The 21,729-nt window shown below is 59.4% G+C and carries 14 protein-coding genes and 1 pseudogene; 7 read left to right on the top strand and 8 right to left on the bottom strand.

Annotated features, from left to right (window positions below; all coding sequences use genetic code 11):
- Positions 1–2: 2 nt before the first annotated feature.
- The 3 genes and pseudogenes from B9Z39_RS09400 to B9Z39_RS17090 all read right to left on the bottom strand — a co-directional run.
- A complete protein-coding gene (locus B9Z39_RS09400; RefSeq protein ID WP_100144572.1) occupies positions 3–278 on the bottom strand; it encodes an oxidative damage protection protein in 276 nt (91 codons plus the stop codon).
- Positions 279–335: 57 nt separating this feature from the next.
- Positions 336–1,937: a rhodanese-like domain-containing protein gene (locus tag B9Z39_RS09395; protein ID WP_199221197.1), complete on the bottom strand. Its 1,602-nt coding sequence runs from the start codon at positions 1,935–1,937 to the stop codon at positions 336–338.
- An 81-nt stretch (positions 1,938–2,018) separates the two neighbouring features.
- Positions 2,019–2,519 (bottom strand): annotated as a pseudogene (locus tag B9Z39_RS17090) (cysteine dioxygenase); the annotation flags it as partial.
- An 84-nt stretch (positions 2,520–2,603) separates the two neighbouring features.
- Between B9Z39_RS17090 and B9Z39_RS09390 the strand changes: the two are divergent.
- Positions 2,604–3,146 (top strand): disulfide bond formation protein B, encoded by a 543-nt coding sequence (locus B9Z39_RS09390; protein ID WP_233248969.1) that lies wholly within the window; start codon positions 2,604–2,606, stop codon positions 3,144–3,146.
- A 6-nt stretch (positions 3,147–3,152) separates the two neighbouring features.
- Here the strand turns inward: B9Z39_RS09390 and B9Z39_RS09385 are convergent, their stop codons facing one another.
- Entirely contained in the window at positions 3,153–3,947 is a 795-nt protein-coding gene (locus B9Z39_RS09385; RefSeq protein WP_100144578.1) for an IclR family transcriptional regulator, read from the bottom strand.
- A 127-nt stretch (positions 3,948–4,074) separates the two neighbouring features.
- Between B9Z39_RS09385 and B9Z39_RS09380 the strand changes: the two genes are divergently transcribed.
- The 3 genes from B9Z39_RS09380 to B9Z39_RS09370 are packed head-to-tail and all read left to right on the top strand — an operon-like array spanning position 4,075 to position 7,953.
- Positions 4,075–5,052, top strand: coding sequence for a tripartite tricarboxylate transporter substrate binding protein (locus B9Z39_RS09380; RefSeq protein WP_100144580.1), 978 nt, complete (start codon positions 4,075–4,077; stop codon positions 5,050–5,052).
- Between the two features lie 16 nt (positions 5,053–5,068).
- The gene (locus tag B9Z39_RS09375) at positions 5,069–5,854 is read left to right on the top strand and encodes an enoyl-CoA hydratase/isomerase family protein (protein ID WP_108301527.1); all 786 of its coding nucleotides are present in this window, start codon (positions 5,069–5,071) and stop codon (positions 5,852–5,854) included.
- Positions 5,855–5,862: 8 nt separating this feature from the next.
- Positions 5,863–7,953 (top strand): acetate--CoA ligase family protein, encoded by a 2,091-nt coding sequence (locus tag B9Z39_RS09370; RefSeq protein WP_108301526.1) that lies wholly within the window; start codon positions 5,863–5,865, stop codon positions 7,951–7,953.
- Here the strand turns inward: B9Z39_RS09370 and argA are convergent.
- A complete protein-coding gene (gene argA / locus B9Z39_RS09365) occupies positions 7,940–9,286 on the bottom strand; it encodes an amino-acid N-acetyltransferase (RefSeq protein ID WP_108301525.1) in 1,347 nt (448 codons plus the stop codon). The two genes, B9Z39_RS09370 and argA, sit on opposite strands and share 14 nt — an antisense overlap.
- Positions 9,287–9,420: 134 nt before the next feature.
- On the opposite strand from argA, the gene hrpA reads away from it, so the two are divergent.
- Positions 9,421–13,572, top strand: a complete 4,152-nt coding sequence (hrpA, locus tag B9Z39_RS09360) for an ATP-dependent RNA helicase HrpA (RefSeq protein WP_233248977.1) — start codon at positions 9,421–9,423, stop codon at positions 13,570–13,572.
- Between the two features lie 10 nt (positions 13,573–13,582).
- Here the strand turns inward: hrpA and B9Z39_RS09355 are convergent, their stop codons facing one another.
- A complete protein-coding gene (locus B9Z39_RS09355) occupies positions 13,583–14,011 on the bottom strand; it encodes an organic hydroperoxide resistance protein (protein WP_108301524.1) in 429 nt (142 codons plus the stop codon).
- A gap of 209 nt (positions 14,012–14,220) precedes the next feature.
- On the opposite strand from B9Z39_RS09355, the gene B9Z39_RS09350 reads away from it, so the two are divergent.
- On the top strand, positions 14,221–14,850 hold the full coding sequence (locus tag B9Z39_RS09350; protein WP_100145109.1) for an FABP family protein: 630 nt from the start codon (positions 14,221–14,223) through the stop codon (positions 14,848–14,850).
- A 55-nt stretch (positions 14,851–14,905) separates the two neighbouring features.
- On the top strand, positions 14,906–17,263 hold the full coding sequence (locus B9Z39_RS09345; protein ID WP_146183310.1) for a bifunctional diguanylate cyclase/phosphodiesterase: 2,358 nt from the start codon (positions 14,906–14,908) through the stop codon (positions 17,261–17,263).
- Here the strand turns inward: B9Z39_RS09345 and B9Z39_RS09340 are convergent.
- Both B9Z39_RS09340 and arsA read right to left on the bottom strand, forming a co-directional pair.
- The gene (locus B9Z39_RS09340; protein ID WP_108301522.1) at positions 17,248–19,827 is read right to left on the bottom strand and encodes a cation-translocating P-type ATPase; all 2,580 of its coding nucleotides are present in this window, start codon (positions 19,825–19,827) and stop codon (positions 17,248–17,250) included. The two genes, B9Z39_RS09345 and B9Z39_RS09340, sit on opposite strands and share 16 nt — an antisense overlap.
- A 15-nt stretch (positions 19,828–19,842) precedes the next feature.
- Positions 19,843–21,612: an arsenical pump-driving ATPase gene (arsA, locus tag B9Z39_RS09335; RefSeq protein WP_108301521.1), complete on the bottom strand. Its 1,770-nt coding sequence runs from the start codon at positions 21,610–21,612 to the stop codon at positions 19,843–19,845.
- Positions 21,613–21,729: the final 117 nt, after the last annotated feature.

Below are 21,729 nucleotides of genomic sequence, written 5' to 3'. Positions count from 1 at the left end.
GATCAGGCGCTAGGAGGCGGAACGTAGCCTTGCACGGCATCTGCGCCGTCGCCAAAAAAGTGTTTTTCCATTTGGCGCTTGAGGTATTCGCGAGCGCGCTGGTCGGCCAGGTTGAGGCGGTTTTCATTGACCAACATGGTTTGCTGTGTCATCCACTCGGCCCACGCTTTTTTGCTGACGCTCTCCCACAATTTTTTGCCCAACTCACCGGGGTAAGGAGGGAAGTCGAGGCCTTCAGCTTCGGTGCCAAGTTTGATGCAGTGAACGGTGCGTGCCATAAGGAAAATTCTTCTGTGAGGTGAGCGTTGAAATCAGAGCGAGACTTTAGCAGGGGATCAGATCACCCTGAAGCCGTGGGTGCCATCGCGCGCGAGCTGCTCGACCAGACCAAACTCCCAGTCGAGGTAGCCCTGCATCGCTTCCACAGGGTTGTCGGTGCCCTCATACGGGCGGCGGTAGCGGTCCACCCGCTCGGCGCCGAGTTGGCGGTCGCCACTTTGCAAGCTATGACCCGCAGCCGCCCAGGCCGCATTGCCGCCTGCCAGCCACACCACGTCCACGCCGGGCTTGACCAAGGCTTTCACCTCCGCCAGGGCGTAGCGTGACACATGGCCGTCTTGGCAGGTCAGCACATAGCGGTTGCCTTTGTGGGCTTTGACCAAACCATCGGCCAGCTGGCTGCGCAGCAACCACCAGGCGCCTGGCACATGGCCTTTGACAAACTGGGCGCTAGAGCTGAAGTCCAGTACCACGGTGTGGCTGTTGCGGTCACCCACCCAGGTTTTAAGCTGCGCCACCTGTGCCGTGGGCACCTCGCCGAAGGGGTCGGGCAGAGGGGCGGGCGGTGTGCTGGTGTCGTGTAGGTCGGCAGCGCTCAGACCGTCGAGCACAGACACCTGCCAGCCCATTTGGGCCAGCCAAGAGGCCGACATGTTGGCGCGCACGCCGTCGTTGTCGCACAGCACCAGACGCGCGCCGCGCACTGGCGCTTGGTGGTCGGTCTCTTGCACCAGTTGGCCCCCCGGGGCACTGCGTGCGCAGGGCAGATGGCCTGCGGCATATTCTTCGGGCGTGCGCACATCCAACACATAGGTCGTGCGCGTGGTGTCAGCCAGCCATTCGCCCAGCTCGGGCAGGCGCACGCGCTTGACGCCAGCGCGGTAGGCCACCGCCAGGGCCGAGGCGGCGGCTTGGCGTTGGGTGGCTTCGTCCACTTCTGGAAAACGCTGATCGGCGCCATGCGCCAGTTCTTGGCCAGCCAAGGTCCAGCCAATGGTGCCGTTGCGCAGGGCGCTCACCGGGTTGGGAATGCCTGCGTTGATGAGTGACTGGGTGCCAATGATGCTGCGGGTACGCCCCGCACAGTTGACGATGATGCGCGTGGTGGCATTGGGGGCCATGGCACGGGCACGCAGCACCAGCTCGGCCCCGGGCACGCTCACGCCACTGGGAATGCTCATGGTGTGGTACTCGTCATAGCGGCGGGCGTCGAGCACCACCACATTGGCTTTGGCGTCGATCAGGGCTTTGACCTCTTGCGCCGACAGCGAGGGTGTGTGGCGCTTGGACTCCACCAATTCGCCAAACGACTTGCTGGGCACATTCACATCACGGAACAACTCGCCACCCCCGTCGTGCCAGCCTTTCAAGCCACCTGCCAGCAGGCTGACTTGGGTGTAGCCCATGCGGCGCAAGGTGCGCGCAGCGGGCAGGGCCATGCCTTCGCCGTTGTCGTACACCACCACGGTGGTGTCTAGGCGCGGAATGCGTCGCCAGGCATCCACTTCGATGCGCCCGATCGGCAGGTTGGCGGCGAACAGGGGGTGAGCTTGGGCGAATGGGTCTTCTTCGCGCACATCGACGATGGCAATTTCTTGACGCTGCAACAGCGCTTGGCGCACCTCCAAAAAGGTGGTGGTTGGAAATTCGCTGGGCACTTCCCGCAAGGCGTTGCTGTAGCCCGAGATGAATTCTTTGGCCGTGCCGTCCTCCGCGAACACGCTGCGACGGATCTTGCCAATGTTGCCGCCGTAGACATGGATGCTGATGGAGGGCTGGTCGCCCAGCGCGTTCCACACCCGGTGCACATCGCCAATGCGCGGGGACACGGCTTCGACGTGGCCCGCTTCGATGCGTTGTTGTGCGCCGCTGGCCAGCCAGCGGCCTTGCCCGTCCTGCGCAAAAGCTTGTGTCAACTCGGCTCCGCGCAACACGCCCACCAGGCCCCACACCGTGTGGTTGTGGATCGGGGTGGATTGGCCCGGGCCCCACACAAGGCTGACCACCGAGAAGCGGTCGTTGGGATCGGCGTAGAGCAAATACTGTTGGTAGCGCGCGGGGTTGGGCTGTGCAAACTCGTCGGGCAGCCAATCGTCTTGGGCCAGCAGTTGCGTCAGCAACACCTGACCGCGCTCCAAAATCAGGGCCTCGTTGTCGGTGCGGCGCAGCAAATCGTCCAAGTGGGTGATGAAGTGCAGCAAACGGGGCGTGTGTTCAAGCGCGGGGAGGCGGAGGGTCATGACAAATCTCTGGTCTTTACTTCTGTGTGTGCGTCATCCAATTGTTTCACAGCGACAATGAGACATTGCTTTGGAGAAAGTGTTGTGAAGTTAGAACTTTTGAATCGAACAAGCCGCGTCTGGGGTTTGATTTGTCTGGCTTGTCTCGGCTTGTTGTCGTTCGGGTTGTACTTGCAACATGTGGTGGGCCTGGAGCCTTGCCCGATGTGCATTGTGCAGCGCTATGTGATGGTCTTGATCGCCTTGGTGGCGGGCCTGGGGGCCGTATTGCCAGGCCGTAAAACCTGTTTGTTCGTGGGTGGTTTGCTCACGGTGTTGGGTGTGTCGGGCGCATACGTGGCAGCTCGCCAGAGCTGGTTGCAGTGGTACCCACCCGAGGTGGTGTCGTGTGGACGTGACTTTTACGGAATGATTGAAACCTTCCCGCTCAAGCGCGCCATTCCCATGATTTTCAAAGGCGGGGGCGACTGCTCCGTGGTGGATTGGACGTTTTTGGGCGGCTCCATCGCCAATTGGTCCTTCGTGTGTTTTGTGGGCATTGCGCTGTTGGCACTGGTCACCACCCTGCGCTTGTGGCGCAGCACCGACCCGTTGAAAGCGGCCAACGACGCGGCGTTTGACGCTTGAGCGCATTCACGATGCGTGCAGGGCGTGGTCTATTTTGAGTCGCAGTTCCATCAGCAGCGGCGCCATTTCAGTAGCAATCTCTGCCGCATTCCCTTCGCGTGTGACGCTCACGTTCAACACGTAAATTTGTTCCCCTACTTCGAGAGGCGTTGCCAGGGCAACGACCTCCGGCTGCCAGCTCGCCACGCAGTACCCCTGTTGGGTCACTTGCATTTGCGCATGCGAGATCTCATCTCGCAACAGCGGCCATTGCTGTGCGCGTGTTTTCTTAAAGTGCGCAAACAGTTTGTTTTTTTGTGATGGCGGGGCAATGGCCAAGTAAGCCCTTCCCAGAGAGGTCAGCTCGATCGGAACGCGCTGGCCTGACACCACCGTTCGCAATGAGGGGCGTCGGTTGTAGCGTATGGATTCCAAATAGACCATCTCATCACGGTCGGGGGCAGCCAAGCCCACGTTGATTTTGTGTTTCTCGGCCGTGCTTCGCATCAAGGGAGCCGCTATGGCGAGCACATGTGAACCCGTTCGCATGGCATGGGCCAGACTCATGACAAGCGGTGCTAGCCTGTACACGCGCGTCCCGGGTTCAATATGAAGCAAACCACAGGCAACCAAGGTTTGTGTCAAGCGACTCACGGTTGACTTGGACAGCCCGGTTCTCTCGGCGATGTCACCATTGCCCAGCAGCGCAGACCCTGGCCGGAAGGCGCGAAGGATATCGATGCCTCTCTCCAGCGACCTGTTCGAAGGGGAGACACCGGGTTTGCTGGTGATGGGGGGTGGAACCTGAAGTGAATGACGCATTCACAAACTCCTGAAAGTCATGCTTGAAATTTTAGGCGCTCAATTTCCATTCTGTGGAATTCGATGGTGATCGCAACTTGAGCATTTGATTAAGCTCTGTGCATCAAAAAAATTCGGAGACTCCTGCATGAAAAGTTTCTTTGCTTCAGGTATCAAACAGTGTTGTGTCTGGGTCGCAGCTGCCGGTCTTTGCATCTCTACCGCCTTGGCAGCCTATCCTGACAAGCCCGTCAAATTGGTGGTGCCTTTTTCTCCGGGTGGCGGGACGGACAGCATTGCCCGCGCGTTGGCGGTTGGCATGTCTCAGGCCTTGGGGCAATCGGTCATCGTTGAAAACAGGCCTGGGGCTGGGACCATCATTGGCACAGATGCAGTGGCGAAAAGTGCCCCGGATGGCTACATGCTGGTGGTGGCCACGTTTGCGCATGCCGTCAACCCCAGCCTGATGACCAAACTGCCGTTTGACACCGAGAAGTCATTTGCTCCTGTGGTGATGGTTGCACGAGGCCCCAATGTGCTGGTTGTTCGTGCGGACAGCCCTTTGAAAAGCGTGTCCGATTTGCTGGAAACAGCCAAAGCTGAACCCGCCAAACTGTCTTATGCATCCCAAGGCAATGGCACCTCTGCCCACTTGGCCGGCGAGATGTTTGAGAACATTGCGCAAGTCAAACTCACCCACATTCCTTATCGGGGCGCGGGCCCTGCGATGACAGATTTGCTGGGTGGGCAAGTGAGCATGATGTTTGCCACCGCTGCGGCTGTGTCACCGCACATCGCCAGCGGCAAGCTGCGCGCATTGGCCGTGACATCCGCAGAACGGTCTGCTGCCATGAAGTCCATTCCTGCCATTGCTGAGACGGTTCGTGGGTATGCCTTGGAGAGCTGGTACGGACTGTTTGCGCCTGCTGGTACGCCGTCGGATGTGATTGCCAAATTGAATGCTGCCGCCAAGCAAGCGGCGCAATCTTTGGAGTTTCGACAAAGGCTTGAATCGGAGGGCTTGGCGGTTTCGACCGGTACGCCGCAAGAGCTGGAGGCGTATGTCAAACGCGAAGAAGCACGCTGGCGAAAGATCGTCAAAGAAAACAACATCAAACCAGATTGAATCAAAGGAAAAAGTCGTGGATTACACCCTCATCGAACTTCAAATTGACCACGCTGTGGCAACGTTGACACTGAATCGTCCAGATAAACGCAATGCTTTCAGCGATCAGATGCGCACCGAATTCATCCACGCACTTGAAAGCATCACGGCTGACAAAGCCATCAAGGCCTTGGTGCTGACTGGCGCAGGCAAAGGTTTTTGTGCGGGAGGCGACATCAGTGGCATGCAAAAGCGCATGAACGCGCCAGCAGGTGACGTGGGTTTCAACGGCTGGCATCGCCAGCAACGCGTGCACTACACGCAGTCGTTGTTGCACACCTGTCCCAAACCGGTGATTGCTGCTGTGAATGGCGCTGCTTCAGGCTTGGGGGCTGACACTGCTTTGGCGTGTGACTTCATCATCGCCAGCGAATGGGCGAGCTTTACTTGGTCTTATATCCACCGCGGCATCATCCCCGATGGTGGTGGCATGTATTTCTTGCCCCGTCGGGTGGGTTTGTCAAAGGCCAAGCAGCTCATCTTCAGTGGTCGAAAAGTCGATGTGGATGAGGCCTTGGCTCTGGGGATCGTTGATCGAAAAACGTCGGCCGATGCCCTGCTTGCGCAGGCGCAGGCCTGGGCGCTTGAGTTGAGCCAGGTGTCGTCAACGGCCTTGGCACTCACCAAAACGATTTTGAACCAGTCGTTTGAGATGAGTTCTCACGATGTGTTTGCCCAGGGCAGTCAGGCACAAGGCATTTGCTACACCAGCGCAGAGCACCGTGCATCGGTGGAAGCGTTCTTGGCAAAAACTGCGGGCTAGGATCAACCATGGATGCAATTTCACGACTGATCAAACCTCGCAGTGTGGCCGTCATTGGGGCGTCGGCTGACCCCACCAAAACGGCCGGTCGGCCCGTGGCCTATTTGAAAAAATTGGGCTTTTCTGGCGATATTTTTCCGGTCAACCCAAAGGTTGAGGCGATTGACGGCCTCAAGTGCTTCCCTAGCATTGCCTCTTTGCCCACTGTGCCAGATGTCGCCATTGTGTTGTTGGGTGCCGAGCGCGCGCATGGCGCGGTTCGAGATTTGGCCCAACTGGGTTGTCAAGCTGCGATTGTTTTAGCCAGCGGTTACACAGAAACCGGGCCAGAGGGGGCCGTTCGCCAAAAGCAGCTGATGGATGCTGCCGGCGCGATGCGCATCTTGGGGCCCAACACCATTGGTCTGGTGAACTTGACCGACCAGATCATGTTGAGTGCGACGGGTGCGCTGGAGATGGACCATTTCCCCGTAGGTTCCATCGGCGTGGTGTCCCAAAGTGGCGGCATCATGGGCTCCTTGCTCTCGCGTGCATCAGCCCGCGGCATCGGCTTGTCCAAATTGATTTCAACCAGCAATGAGGTGGACCTTGAGCTGGCAGACTTCATCGACTATTTGGCTGACGACCCTGCCACCCAGGTCATTGCGCTGTACATCGAAACGGTCAGACATCCTGAGAAATTTCGCGCCGCTTGTTTGAAGGCGGCACGGCTGGGCAAGCCTGTGGTGGCCTTCAAAATTGGCCGCTCTGAAGCCGGTGCGCGGGCTGCCGTGTCGCACACGGGCGCCTTGGCCGGTGCCGACCGCATGTACGACGCGCTCTTCAAACAAGTGGGCGTGATTCGTGCACAAACCTTTGCCGATTTGTTGGACATTCCTGCGGCACTTGCAACGGGAAGAACCTTGTGCGGACAGCGCGTCGCGATCTTGACGTCCACAGGTGGGGCTGGCACCTTGGTCTCCGATGATTTGGGGCTGGCAGGTTTTGAAACGCCTGCCCCCGATGAAGCCACTGCGAGTGCGTTGCGCGCTTTGAACACGGGCACGGAGGCGGTGTTGGATCGCAACCCAATTGACGTGACCTTGGCCGGGCTGCGGCCCGATTTGTTACGTGGTGCCATCCGCACGCTGTTGGCCAGTCCAAGCTACGACGCTTTGGTGATCGTGGTCGGTTCCTCGGGCTTGGCACAGCCAGAGTTGATGGCTGGCGCCATTCAAGATTGTTTGCCAAGTTCCAACAAACCTGTGTTTGCCTATGTGAGCCCGCATGCGCCAGACGTGGGCAAATTGCTCACTGAAAGAGGTGTGCCCGCGTATGCCGCTGCGGAGAGCATCAGTTCTGCGTTTGCTGCCATGCGCCACACATCCAACTTCAAGCCCAGTGCTTCTCTTGCTGTGCTGCCGCGTGTTACCCCGTTAGAAGATTTACCCGTTGGTTCATTGAACGAAGTTCAAGCCAAACAACTGTTTGCACGGTTTGGTGTACCCAGTGTGGCGGAGCGAACAGTACATTCATTGCCGCAAGCGCAAGAGGCTGCCGTGGCCTTGGGCGACCGTGTTGTTTTGAAAATTCTTTCCTCCGAGATCATGCACAAGAGCGATGTGGGTGGCGTTGCTGTGGGTGTGACCTCACAGACCATGGGCGACAGTATGGCGGCCATGACAACGCAGGTCCATGCCAGAACAGGAAAAATCCCCGATGGATTTTTGGTTCAAGAGATGGTCGCCGGTGGCACAGAGTTGATTCTTGGCATGCACCGCGATGCGTTGGGAACAGCCATCTTGTTGGGCATGGGGGGCGTGACCGCTGAGCTGTTCAAGGACACCAGCATTCGACTGCTTCCCGCGCAACGTAGCTTGTCGCGTGAAGAGGCTTTATCGATGGCCAAAGAGCTCAAGACCTGGCCTTTGTTGGATGGGTTCAGAGGTCGCGCCAAAGCAGACATCGATGCGCTGGTCGATGCCATCGTTGCTTTCTCGCGTATGGCTGCGCAATTGGGCGATCAATTGGCGGAGGCCGAGATCAATCCGGTGTTTGTGCTGCCTCAGGGGCAAGGCGTCAAAGCCGCGGATGGTGTGGTGGTGCTCAAAGCTGTTTGACCAGCACCAAGCTCTTGCGGTCCCAGTTGTATTTGCGCTTGCGGGCCTCGGGCAACCAGTCGGCGTCGACTTGCACAAAGCCGCGCTTCAAGAACCAGTGCTTGGTGCGGGTGGTCAGCACAAAAATGCTTTTCAAGCCCATGTTGCGCGCCAGTTGCTCAATGCGCTTGAGCACTTTTTCGCCATCACCTTGACCCTGCGATTGGGGTGATACGGTCAGGGCTGCCATTTCGGCGGTTTTGGCTTCGGGGTAAGGGTAGAGCGCGGCACAGGCAAAGATCACGCCGTCGTGCTCGATGACTGTGTACTGGTTCACATCACGTTCAATCTCGGTGCGATCGCGCTTGACCAGGGTGCCGTCTTTCTCGAACGGTTCAATCAGTTGCAAGATGCCACCCACGTCTTCGTGCGTGGCTTCGCGCAGCTCTTCGAGTTTTTCGTCTACCACCATGGTGCCAATGCCGTCGTGCATGTACACCTCCAACAGCAACGCGCCATCCACCGCAAACGGCAAGATGTGGCTGCGCTCCACGCCCGACTTGCAAGCTTTCACACAGTGCTGCAAATAAAACGCAATGTCAGACGGGTTGGACGTGGCTGGCAGCGACGCCAACAGTTTTTCTGCGACGTCCAGCGGCAACTCGGTGTCGATGGGGTTGTCTTCGGCCTCGGGCTCGAGTGGGCGCACGCGCAGCCCTGGGGTTTCTGTCACAAACAACAGTTTGTCGGCCTGCAAGGCGGTGGCCACTGAGGTGGCGACTTCTTCCATGGTCAAGTTGAAAGCTTCGCCGGTGGGTGAAAAGCCAAATGGCGAGATCAACACCATCGAGCCAGCGGTCAAGGTTTGTGTGATGCCCGCCACATCCACCTTGCGCACCAAGCCCGAGTGCTGGAAGTCCACCCCATCCAAGATGCCCACCGGGCGCGCGGTGATGAAGTTGCCCGAAATCACGCGCACCGTGGCGCCTGCCATTGGGGTGTTGGGTAAGCCCTGGCTGAACGCTGCTTCAATTTCGTAACGCAGTTGACCGGCGGCTTCTTGCGCGCAGTCGAGCGACACCTCGTCGGTGATGCGCATGCCGTGTGAATACTGGGGCACATGGCCCTTGGCCGCCAACTGTTCGTTCACCTGAGGGCGAAAGCCGTGTACCAGCACCACGCGCACGCCCATGCTTTGGATGAGCGCCAAGTCTTGTGCCAAGTTGGGCAATTTGCCTGCGGCAATGGCTTCGCCCGCGATACCCACCACAAAGGTTTTGCCTCGGTGCATGTGGATGTAGGGCGCGACAGAGCGAAACCAGGGCACGAAGGTGAAGTTGAAGACAGCGGACATGTAATGTGGCGTGGGGCTTGGCTGGGATAATTGCGGATTGTCTATCAAGATTGCGCCTGCTTGTGTCCACGTCAGCTCCCCTCCAGATTGAATTCCCCGAATCGTTGCCCGTCTCGGCACGTCGTGACGACATCATGGCGGCCATGCAGGCGCATCAGGTGATCATCGTCTGCGGCGAGACGGGCTCGGGCAAAACCACCCAGTTACCTAAAATGGCTTTGGCTTTAGGTCGCGGTTTGGGGCTTGGGCTCAAACCCGGTCAGCGCAAACCCATCATTGGTCACACCCAGCCGCGACGCATTGCCGCCAGCTCGGTGGCCAAGCGCATTGCAGAAGAACTCAAAACGCCCTTGGGCGAGGTGGTGGGTTACAAGGTGCGCTTTCAGGACCGATTGAGCAAAGACGCTTCGGTCAAGTTGATGACCGACGGTATTTTGTTGGCCGAGACGCAAACCGACCCTTTGCTCAAGGCCTACGACACGATCATCATCGACGAAGCCCACGAGCGCAGCCTGAACATCGACTTTTTGCTGGGCTACCTGCGCGAGATCTTGCCGCGTCGGCCAGACCTCAAAATCATCGTCACCTCGGCCACCATCGACGCCGACCGCTTTGCGCAGCACTTTGCGTCGATGAGACCGGCGCAGGGCCGTCCCAAGGCGGGCTCAGCCCCCTCGGGGGGCAGCGAGCCACACGAAGTGGGGGAGCGTGGGGGCATGGTGTTATGGCCTGCACCCGTGCTGATGGTGTCGGGCCGCACCTTCCCGGTAGAAATGCGCTACCGCCCGTTTGAAGAAAAGCGCGACTACGACCTCAACAACGCCATTGCCGATGCTGTGGATGAGTTGTGGAGCGGGCCGACTCGGCTGGCGCTGGGCCGCCCCAAGCCAGACGACGCCCCCTCGGGGGGCAGCGACGACGCGCAGCGCGTTGCGTGGGGGCCTGATGTTCAGGGGGATATCTTGGTGTTCTTGCCTGGCGAGCGCGAAATTCGTGAAGCCGCTGATCACCTGCGCGTACACCTGAGCCACTCGCCCGTGTTGCGCAATGCCGAGGTGTTGCCGCTGTTTGCCCGTCTGTCGCAAGCCGAGCAAGACCGTGTGTTTGACAACCACAGTGGGCGGCGCATTGTGTTGGCCACCAACGTGGCCGAAACTTCGCTCACCGTGCCAGGCATCCGTTATGTGATTGATGCGGGACAAGCGCGTGTCAAGCGCTACAGCTGGCGCAGCAAGGTCGAACAGCTCATGGTCGAGCCCATCAGCCAAGCGGCGGCCAACCAGCGTGCGGGCCGCTGTGGCCGTGTGGCCAACGGCATTTGCATCCGCTTGTACGACGAGCAAGACTTCAATGGCCGCACGAAATTCACCGACCCCGAAATTTTGCGCTCCTCACTGGCGGGCGTGATTTTGCGCATGAAGTCGCTGCACCTGGGCGATGTGGAGCAATTCCCTTTCCTTGAGGCGCCTCGCCCCAAAGCCATTGCCGACGGCTACCAGTTGCTCAACGAACTTGGCGCGGTCGACGACATGAACGAATTGACGTCCACCGGACGCGAGCTGGCCAAGCTGCCACTCGACCCGCGTGTGGGGCGCATGATTTTGGAAGCGCGTGACCGCCAGGCGTTGGACGAAGTGCTCATCATTGCCTCGGCCCTGAGCGTGCAAGACGTGCGCGACCGCCCGATGGAAGCCCAAGCCGCCGCTGACCAAGCCCATGCCAAATTCGACGACGACCGCAGCGAATTCAGCGGCTACTTGAACCTGTGGAAATGGCTGGAAAACTCACGTGGCGGCAAGCCCCATGTGCCTGCCAGCGTGAAGCACGCCATGGCCGCCAAACAAACCCAGAGCAAACCCGCTGTGAGCGCGACCGGGCACGCCGAACACAAGCTGAGCAACCGCCAATACGAAGCACTGCTGCGACAAAACTTCATCAACGTGCGTCGCGTGCGCGAGTGGCGCGACACCCACACTCAGCTGCTGACGGTGGTGACCGAACACAAGTGGCGGCTCAACACCTTGCCCGCGAGTTACGAGCAACTGCATCTGTCGATGTTGGCGGGCTTGTTGGGCAACGTGGGCTGCAAGCTCGACGACGACGAGGCCTATTTGGGCGCGCGTGGCATCAAGTTTTACCGTCACCCTGGCGCGCACCTGCGCAAAAAGCCCGGGCGCTGGCTGGTGGCGGCTGAGTTGGTGGAAACCACGCGCTTGTTTGGCCGTGGCTTGGCAGGCATCGAGCCGCAATGGTTAGAGCAAGTCGGCGGCCATGTGTTGCGAAAACAATTGCTCGATCCGCATTGGGAAAAGAAGGCCGCAGAGGTGAAGGCCCTGGAGCGCGCCACTTTGTATGGCTTGGTGGTCTACAACGGACGACGTGTGAGCTACAGCAAAGTGGACATGGCGGGGGCGCGTGAAATTTTCATCCGCGAAGCGCTGGTGGAGGGCGAGCTCGACACCAAGCTGCCGTTCTTGGCTGCCAACCAAAAGCTGATTGCCCAAGTGCAAGAGCTGGAACACAAGTCGCGCCGCCAAGACGTGTTGGTGGACGACGCCTTGATCTACGCCTTCTACGACCAGCAATTGCCCGCCGATGTGTGCGGCTTGGTCACGCTGGAACACTGGTACCGCGAAGAGGTCAAGCGCCAACCCAAACTGCTGTACCTGAGCCGCGAGGAGCTGATGCGCCACCAAGCGGCGGGCATCACCACGCAGGCGTTTCCCAAAACACTGCGCATGGGCGGTGTGGATTGCCACGCCGACTACCTGCACGAACCGGGCGACGCCAAAGACGGCTTGACCGTGACCGTGCCGCTGTTTGTGTTGAACCAAGTCAGCGATGAACGCGCCGAATGGCTGGTGCCTGGCATGCTCAATCAAAAGGTACACGCGCTCTTGAAAACGCTGCACCAAAAACCACGTTCGCGCTTGGTGCCACTGCCCGACAGCGCAGCCCGTCTGACGGCGGCCTTGTGTGCGCCTGAGGTGTTTGGCGCGGGCTCTTTGACCGATGCGGTGCTGAAACTGGTGCGGGCTGAAACGCAAGTGGATGTGAAACGTGCCGACTTCAAACTCGACATGCTGCCACCCCACCTGTTCATGAACTTTCGGGTGGTGGACGAACATGGCCGACAGTTGGGGCATGGCCGCAACCTGGGGGCTTTGAAAGCCGAACTGGGCAGCCAAGCGCGTGGCGCGTTTCAGGCCTTGGCCGCGTTGAAAGGTGTGGGGCCTTTGGGGGCTGGCTCTGGTGTTGGCGTAGCGGCCGCGTCAGCCGACGGCGAGCGCAAATTGGGATCAAATCCCGATGTCGCGCAGCGAAATTCGGGCGACGGAAATCGGGCTCTGACCCCAATTGCGCCAATTGCGTCCAAACCAAGGCAGCAACAGACGAGCCCTGCAAAAGCCGATCAACGCTACACCAGCTGGACCTTTGGCGAGCTCCCCGAGCTGATGGAAATCGCGAGAGGTCAGCAAACCCTGATTGGTTTCCCCGCCTTGGTGGACATGGGCGACGCCGTGTGCATCGAGGTGTTTGACGAGCCCGAGGTGGCCGCCACCAAGCACCGCGCAGGCTTACGACGTTTGTTTGGTTTGCAAATCAAAGACGCGCTCAAGTACCTGGAGAAAAACCTGCCTGACCTGCAAAAAATGTCGGTGGTTTTCATGATGGTGGGCAAGTCGCCCGATGGCTCGGGCGGTGGCACGGGCGACGAACTCAAGCAACAAATTTTGGATGTGGCCTTAGACCGCGCCTTCCTGCTCGACCCGCTGCCCACGAGCCAGGCCGACTTCAAACGCCGCCTCGACGAGGGACGTGGCCGCCTGACGCTGATAGCCAACGAAGTGGCGCGCCTAGCAGGCACGGTGTTGACCGAGTTTGCAGTGGCGAGCCGCAAAGTCAAAGACACCAAAATTCAACACGACGCGGTGGCCGACGCCGCGCAGCAACTGCAACGCTTGGTGGGCAAACGCTTTGTGACCGACACGCCTTACAACCAGTTGCAGCACTTTGCCCGCTATCTCAAAGCCGTGGTGCTGCGACTCGACAAACTGCGTGCCGACCCCGCGCGCGATGCTGCCAAACTGGCCGAACTCAAACCGCTGGAGCAAAAGTATTGGCGCTTGGTGGCAGAGCGCAAAGGCGTGAGCGATGCACGCATGCAAGAGTTCCGCTGGCTATTGGAAGAACTGCGCGTGAGCTTCTTCGCGCAAGAGCTGCGCACGCCACAGCCGGTGAGTGTGAAGCGGCTTGAGAAGGCTTGGCAGCAGTTGAGTTATTGAGGTCGTACCGCTAAACCAAAGTCAACCCCACCTCAATGTTGCCGCGTGTGGCGTTGGAGTAAGGGCATACCTGGTGTGCGGTGTCGATCAGGTCTTGTGCCACGGCACGCTCTAGCCCCGGCAATTTGATGGCCAAGCGCACGGCAATGCCAAACCCGGCAGGGATGGGGCCAATGTCCACGCTGGCATCGATGCTGGCATCGGCTGGCACGGTCACCTTTTTCATGCTGGCCACGTGTTTCAAGGCGCCCATGAAGCAGGCGGAATAACCCGCTGCAAACAACTGTTCCGGGTTGGTGGCGTTGCCCGAACCCCCCATCACTTTGGGCGGTGACAGTTTGACGTCCAACAGGCCGTCGTCGGTGACCGAACGGCCTTCGCGTCCGCCGGTGGTGTGGGCATGGGCGGTGTAGACAACTTTGTCGAGTTTGGTGGTCATGGTGTTTTCCTTTCAGGGTGAAGTCCATGGTTTGCCTGTGAGGCCTGATGTGCCCAGTCAGCATGGCGAAATACCTCGCTCTGGTCAAGGCATTTCCCGTGCAGTTGTGAGGTGAAATGCGTGAAGGTCCGTTGGTATTTGGTGGATTTAACTCATAAATTCTTTGTCTTAGACTAGGTCAATTCCTGACCACAGTGAAAGCCAAAACGATGAGTGAATTTGCCACCGACATTTACACCGAGCCCAAAGACATCGACGTTCACACACTGCGCAACTTAGGGCCCTTAAGGGCTATGGCCGGGGTGTGGGAAGGTCATCGTGGTCTGGACGTCAAGCCCAAAGCCGAGGGGCCCAAAAAGCAGGCCTATGTTGAACACATTGCGTTGCAACCGATCGATCCGCAGACCAACGGGCCGCAGCTGTTGTATGGCTTGCGCTATCACACCTTCATCACCAAGCCCGATCAGGTCAAGACCTACCATGACCAAGTGGGTTACTGGCTGTGGGAGCCTGCCACCGAGACCATCATTCACACGCTGACGATTCCGCGTGGGCAGGTGGTGATGGCCTCTGGCAAAGCCAAACCAGATGCCAAAGAGTTCGAGGTGGTGGCCACGCACGTGGACCCGCACTTTGGCATTCGTTCGTCGCCTTTCTTGGACCATGCATTCAAGACCGTGTCGTTCACCATCAAAGTCAAGATCAACGACGACGGCACCTGGGGCTATGAAGAAGACACCGTGCTCATGATTCGTGGCAAGTCCGAACCGTTTCACCACACCGACCGGAATTTGCTGAACAAACTGGCGGAGCCCACGCCCAACCCACTGGCTGCTTGAAGATTTTTAAAGGATTCATGGATCGACCCGAATCTAGAACACGAAAGAGATTTTTGTGAGAGCCAGATTCATTCAAACGTTTTCCCCATTTCGCAGCCTCAGGGCACGCTTTGCCGTGGCGATGGGTATTTTTGGCATCACATTGGGCATGGTGATGACGGGGCTGATCGAGTGGCGTTTGGAGGAAGGTCTGAGCGCCTCTGCCCGCGACAGCTTGCAGTCGACCGCTGGTGAGATTGCCCACACGCTGTCTGACAGCCTGGAAACCCGCCAGCACGAGGTGGCCTTGATTGGCTCTTTGGTGGGGGCCAGCCAAATCAAAGACTTCATCGCCTTGCAAGAAGTGCTGGATAGTCTCAAGCAACGCCAGCCGACCTACGCTTGGATTGGACTGAGCAGCCCTGATGGGGTGGTGTTTGCCGCGACCGATGGGTTGCTCAAAGGGGTGAATGTGTCTGAACGTCCCTGGTTCATCCAGGGTGCGCAAGGTCCATTTTTGGGGGACCCACACGACGCCAAGCTGTTGGCCAAGTACCTGAAGCCCGGTGCAGATGGCTCGCTCTCGCGGTTTTTGGATGTGGCCATCCCTGTCAGGAACAACAGCGGCCGCACGATTGGCGTGCTGGGTGCGCATCTGTATTGGGATTGGGTGCATGAGGTGGTGTTGTCTTCGCTGGCACACCGGGTGCAAAAAACACCCGTGGAGGTGTTGATTGCCAACCAGCGCGGTGACTGGTTGCTGAGCCCCCACACCGAGACGTCCAAAAACCTGGCTGAATGGCGTCAGACCGTCGATGACGATCGGTTCTTGTCGGTGGTGCAGACCACCTCGACGCCAACGTCGCCCAGTGATTTGAAATGGACGGTGGTGGTGCGCGAGAAAACGACGGATGCGCTCTCGCCGATTGACGAAAACCGCCGCTTGATGCTGTTGCTGACCGCCTTGTTGGGCACGGCCTTTGGTGTGGGCACATGGCAGATTGCTGGGCGTGTGGTGCGGCCCATTGTTGATTTGGCCGATGCCGCCAAAAACCATGCCTCGTTTTCCGGGCACGGCACAGACCTGGCCGAGGCCAAGTTGCACGACGAAACGATGCTGGTCGGCCAAGCCTTGGAACGGTTGGCACGGTTTGACCCTCTGACCGGGTTGGTGAACCGACGGGTCTTGAAAGAGCGCTTGGCAGGGGCCATGCGTGCGAAAGCGAGCAGCCAGGGCAGCAGTGCGGTGTTGTTGGTCAATATGGACAACTTCAGCGTTCTCAACAACACCCAAGGGCATGAGGTTGGCGATCAGTTGTTGCAAGCCGTGGCGCAACGGTTGTTGCCGCTGGTGCGAGCCAACGACACATTGGCACGCGTGGGTGGAGATGAATTTGTGTTTGTGATGACAGGGCTCGACCCCAGTCCTGTGGTCGCCATGCATGAAGCGTCTGCTTTTGCGAGCACAGTCAGCCAGAGTTTCAAAGCACCGTTCGAGCTGGCACACGGGCCATGCCAGTGCGACGCGTCAATCGGCATGACGATGTTGCAGGCCAACGCCGATGGCAAGGTCGACGATGTGCTCAAGCAAGTCGAGTTGGCTGTTTTGGAGGCCAAGCAGTCTGGCAAAAATCAAACCGTGGTGTATGACCAGCAAATGCAAGAGCGCTTGCTGGCCCAGGTGGCGTTTGAACAAGCGCTTCGTGATGCCGTGCCCGACCAGTTGCAGGTGTATTACCAGGCGCAAGTGGATGCGCAGGCTCAAGTCACAGGGGCCGAATTGCTGGTGCGCTGGCAGCATCCGACGCACGGCATGGTGTCGCCCGCCAAGTTCATCCCCGTGGCAGAACAAAACGGTCTGATTGTGACGATTGGGTACTGGATGCTGTCGTCTGCGTGCCGCCAAATCAAGTCCTGGCAGACAGACCCCATCAAGTGCCATTGGGTGCTGTCGGTCAACGTCAGTGCCAAGGAGCTTGGGCAGCCAGATTATGTGGAGACGGTGAAAGAAATTCTTGCTGGCACGGGTGCCAATCCACAGCGCCTGAAGTTGGAGTTGACGGAGAGCACGCTGGCCTCTGACATGCAGGGGGTGGTGGCCAAGATGCATCAGTTGAAAGCCATGGGCGTGAGTTTTGCGCTGGATGACTTTGGCACCGGTTTCTCGTCGCTGAGTTACCTTCAGCAAATGCCCATCGACCAACTCAAGATCGACCAGTCGTTTGTGCGCGATCTGGGCCTCAACGGCAGTGACAGCTCCATTGTGCGCACCGTGATTGCACTGGGCCAAAGCCTGGGCCTGTCGGTGATTGCCGAAGGCGTGGAGACTGCCGCGCAACGAGACCTATTGGCCCAATTGGGCTGCCACCATTACCAAGGTTATTTTTATGGCAAGCCCGCGCCACTGGAGACGTTTGTTCAAGGTCTGGCGTGAGCCCGCGCGTTGGCCCATGAAAATGCAAACCGCAAGGCCATGACCGCGCCCAAGCTCACAACGCCCAACAAGGTGGCCTTGCCCAATGGCATGAGCGGCAGGGGTGCAAAGCCCAAGGCCGAGGACAAGCCAGGGGTGTAGATGCCCACCAGCAACAGCACCACAGCACCCGCCATCACCCCCAATGCCACCCGGTTGTCCACCCGCAAGCTTTGTAAAAACCGTGAGGCTTGTGCGCGGTTGGCCAAAATGAGCATGGCGTTGGATACCACCAGGGTGACCAGCACCATGGCGCGCACCTGAGGGGTTGGCAGGTCTTGTGCAGCCCAATAACTCAAACCAATGGCCACGGCCACACACAGGCCTTGACCCAACGATTCCAAAATTGCGCGAGTGCCAAAGAAGGGGGCCAGCGTGTCACGGGGTGGTCGGCGCATGACATCGTGTTCAGCGGGTTCATTTTCAAACGCGAGGGAGCACGAGGGGTCAATGATGAGTTCGAGCAACGCGATGTGCAAAGGAAGCAGCAACGGCGGCAGCGCAAACAGCATGGGCACCAAGGCCAAGCAAGCGATGGGAATATGAATGGCAAAGATATAAGCCATGGACTTTTGCAAGTTGCCAAAGATGCGTCTTCCTAAGCGAATGCCTTTGACGATGGAGGCAAAGTTGTCGTCCACCAATACCAAAGCAGCGGCTTCACGCGCCACGTCGGTGCCACGTGCGCCCATGGCAATGCCCACGTGGGCGGCGCGCAGGGCAGGGGCGTCGTTCACACCGTCGCCTGTCATGGCCACGATCTCGCCGTTGCGTTTGAGGGCTTGCACGATGCGCAGCTTTTGGTGCGGCGAAATGCGCGCGCACACGCTCACCGTTTGCATGGTTTGGCACAGCGCCTCGTCGGACAGTGCGTCGATGGCGTCGCCCGTCAAGGTGTCGCCTTGGGTAAGCCCGGCTTGCTGCGCAATCATGCGCGCGGTGGTGGGGTAGTCACCGGTGATCATGATCACGCGAATGCTGGCCGAGTGGCAATCGGCCACGGCCTGAGGAATTTCTGGACGCAACGGGTCGCTCAGCCCAATCAGGCCCAGCCATTCAAAATCAAAGTCGTGCTCCGAGTCTGGCCAGTCGTTGCCCTCAAAACGCCCTTGGGCCACCGCTAGCACACGCAAGCCTTGTGAGGCCATGGCATCGATGGCCTGCGCCCACTGGGCTTGCAGTTCAGCGGGCATGTGGCACATGCTCATCACGGCTTCGGGCGCACCTTTGGCCGACACGGTGTGTAGCTTGTTGCCTTGGGCTTTCCACACGTGCGACATGGCGCGCAAGGCGGGGCTGAGTGCATAGGTTTGCACCAAGGTCCAGTCACGGTGCAGGTGCTCGGTGGTGGCGAGGAAGCGCTGGCCAAGTTGATGAAAGGCCGTCTCCATCGGGTCAAACGGTTCCGGTGCACTGGCCAAAATGGCGTGCTCCAGCAAGCCGTGAAAGGCTTCGGGCAATGTGGGGTCTGAGGCTGCTGACAAGTCCACCAAATTCAGCACCAAGGGCTGTGCGGCAGGCCCCACCGCCAAGGCCGACACCTGCATGCGGTTCTCGGTCAAGGTGCCGGTTTTGTCGGTGCACAACACCGTGATGGCACCCAGGGTTTCGATGGCGTTGATGCGCCGTGTCAACACGCCTTCTTGGGCCAGACGGCGCGCGCCCAAGGCCGGAAACACGGCCAGCACCACCGGGTACTCTTCCGGCAGGATGGCCATGGCCAAAGCAATGCCTGACACCAGCGCTGGCAGCCAAGCGCCGTTGCGCAAGCCAAGCGTCAGCACCATCGACACACACAGCGCGAAGGTGATGAAGGCCAGCACTTTGACCAGCCGCGCGGTTTGTTGTTGCAGCGGCGTTTTCTGGTCTTCGATTTGGTTCAGCGATGCGCCAATTTGCCCCACTTGCCCACGCATGCCGGTGGCGGTGACGCGCACCAGGCCTTGTCCGCGCACCACAAACGTTCCGGCAAACACCGTGGGTTGGTCGTCACCACTGGGACCGGCTGGCGTTGCGTCTGCATGAAAGGGCGCAGCGACTTTGTTCACCGGCACCGACTCACCGGTGAGCATGGATTCGTCCACCTGCATCTGATCCGATTGAATCAGCCAGCCGTCGGCGGCCATGCGGTTGCCCTCGCTGACTTGCAGCAGGTCGCCCACCACCACCTCACGCGAGGCAATTTTGCAGATCTGTCCATCGCGGATGACGTGTGCAAAGGGTTGGCTGAGTTGGCGCAAGGCCTCGATGGCCGCTTCGGATTTGCCTTCTTGGTAAAAGGTCAAGCCAATCACGGCGTTGACAAACACGAACAGGGTGATGCCCTCGCTCAAATCTCCCAGCAGCATGTACAAGCTGGCCGCCAGTACCAGCAAGGCAAACATAGGCTCGCGCAGCATGGCGATCAGGCGTTGCCAGGTGGAGCGTCGCTGTGCGGCTTGCAGTTCGTTGGGGCCATCGCGCAGCAAACGCGCTTGCGCTTGCTGGCGGGTGAGGCCTGAGAGTTCGGGTGTGGTCTGGTTCATGCGGGCGTGCTGGCGTTAGGCTTTCAGCACCTGCTTCAAGGCGGCAATGCCGACGGGCGGTTCGGTCAAAAACGGAATCACAAACAAACGTTTGGACAATCCATCGGCCATGCGTGCCATTTGCCGTTGTTCACCCAAGAGCCTGGCTTGCAGCAAGGGGTCGTGGGTATGCGCAGCTAACACCGAGCGGTTCATCACCCAGGCAAAGGGTTCAATGTGGGCGCGCCGCAAGTCTTCTTGCAGTGCCGCCGCTTGCGACACGGGGGTGACTTCGGGCAGGGTCACCAACACGATGCGCGTGTAGGCCGGGTCTTGCAAGCGCATGAGGGGTGTGACCACGTTGACCGAGCTGCCACTTTTTTTATCAAATGCGCTGAGCATCTGGCGGTGGTAAGCCCCTGCGGCATCCATCAACAGCAACGAGTGGCCGGTGGGTGCAGTGTCGAGCACCACAAAGCCGCTGCGTGCCTGCGCCACGATGTGCGAGAAGGCGTGAAACACAGCCACTTCTTCGGTGCAGGGCGAACGCAGGTCTTCGAGCAGCAAGGCGCGTTCTTTGTCGTCCAGGCTTGGCCCTCTCGCGGCCATGATTTTGTCGATGTATTTTTGGGTCTCAACCTTGGGGTCGATGCGGCTGATTTCGAGGCCCGGCACTTGATCGACCAAGGTGGTGGCCAGGTGTGCGGCGGGGTCGGTGGTGCTCAGGTGCACGGTCTTGCCCTTGTGCAACAAACCCAAGGCGAGCAGGGCGGCCACGGTGGTTTTGCCCACACCGCCTTTGCCCATGACCATGATCAGGCCGTGATCTTGTGCGGCCAGCTCGTCCACCAATGCAGCGATGTGGGGCAGCTCCGGCGTGTCATCGTGGCACGGCGTGGTGGGCAGCGCGCTGGGTGTGTCACGCAGCAAGCCACGCAAGGCGGGCAGGCCCACGCTGTCGAAGGCACGCAAGGGCACGTCATCGCGTGGCAAACCCCGCAGCACATCGGGCATGTGGGCCAAGGCGTACTGGCCTTGTGCTTCCAACGCATGTGCCACGGCATCGTCGGGTACGCTGGCATGGAACACCCCGTTGACGATGAGGCGTTGCTGCGAGAGCCCGAGGCTGCGCAACTCTTCGCTGGTGCGGGCGGCTTCTGCCAGGGCACTGGTTTCTGCGCGGGCGACCAAGATCACCGAAGTGAGTGCCGGGTTGCTCAGCGCGGCCAAGGCTTGGTTGAAGCGAGCCTCTTGCATCTTCAGGCCCGAGTGCGGGCCTAAGCAGGAAGCGCCTTTGTCGTTGCCCGCCAAAAAACCGCTCCAGGCTTTGGGCAGGCTGAGCAGGCGCAGGGTGTGGCCGCTGGGAGCCGTGTCCAACACCACATGGTCGTAGGCGTGAGCACCCTCGGCCAACAGGCTGGAGAACTCGTCGAAGGACGCAATTTCGGTGGTGCATGCGCCTGAGAGTTGCTCCACCACGGTGGCGCGTTCTGCGTCCGTGGCGTTGGCCCCCATTTGTTGCACCACCCGATGTCGGTAGGCTTGTGCAGCCTCGTCGGGGTCGATGTTGACCAGCCACAGGCCTGCAACACCGGGCACTTGAACCGGATGGTTGCTGAGGGCCACGCCCAGCATTTCATCGAGGTTGGAAGCAGCGTCGGTGCTGACCAGCAACACGCGCTGGCCTGCGTCGGCCAGGTGAATGGCGGTGGCGGTGGAGAGCGATGTTTTGCCCACGCCACCTTTGCCAGTGAAAAACAAAAAACGTGTGGGGTGCGAAAGCCAGCGCAGTGTGTGTGCAGTCATAGCCAATCAGTCTATTCCTCATTGGCACCACAGCGGTGATCAACCGCAAGCGCACATGACCTGGCACAAACTGCGTGTGAAAAATAGACGGGCCTCAGCCCCTCGCGCTCGTCGTAT

It is taken from the genome of Limnohabitans sp. JirII-29 (assembly GCF_003063395.1).
Lineage (GTDB): Bacteria > Pseudomonadota > Gammaproteobacteria > Burkholderiales > Burkholderiaceae_C > Limnohabitans.
Note: the sequence above shows the minus strand (reverse complement) of the source record. Positions and strands in the feature narration are given on the sequence as shown.

Bases quoted from the DNA above. Each gene is read 5' to 3' on its own strand.
- B9Z39_RS09400 (WP_100144572.1), bottom strand. From the start codon at position 278: ATGGCACGCACCGTTCACTGCATCAAACTTGGCACCGAAGCTGAAGGC.
- argA (WP_108301525.1), bottom strand. From the start codon at position 9,286: ATGTCCGCTGTCTTCAACTTCACCTTCGTGCCCTGGTTTCGCTCTGTC.
- B9Z39_RS09385 (WP_100144578.1), bottom strand. From the start codon at position 3,947: ATGCGTCATTCACTTCAGGTTCCACCCCCCATCACCAGCAAACCCGGT.
- B9Z39_RS09380 (WP_100144580.1), top strand. From the start codon at position 4,075: ATGAAAAGTTTCTTTGCTTCAGGTATCAAACAGTGTTGTGTCTGGGTC.
- B9Z39_RS09350 (WP_100145109.1), top strand. From the start codon at position 14,221: ATGAGTGAATTTGCCACCGACATTTACACCGAGCCCAAAGACATCGAC.
- hrpA (WP_233248977.1), top strand. From the start codon at position 9,421: ATGGCGGCCATGCAGGCGCATCAGGTGATCATCGTCTGCGGCGAGACG.
- B9Z39_RS09370 (WP_108301526.1), top strand. From the start codon at position 5,863: ATGGATGCAATTTCACGACTGATCAAACCTCGCAGTGTGGCCGTCATT.
- B9Z39_RS09355 (WP_108301524.1), bottom strand. From the start codon at position 14,011: ATGACCACCAAACTCGACAAAGTTGTCTACACCGCCCATGCCCACACC.
- B9Z39_RS09340 (WP_108301522.1), bottom strand. From the start codon at position 19,827: ATGAACCAGACCACACCCGAACTCTCAGGCCTCACCCGCCAGCAAGCG.
- arsA (WP_108301521.1), bottom strand. From the start codon at position 21,612: ATGACTGCACACACACTGCGCTGGCTTTCGCACCCCACACGTTTTTTG.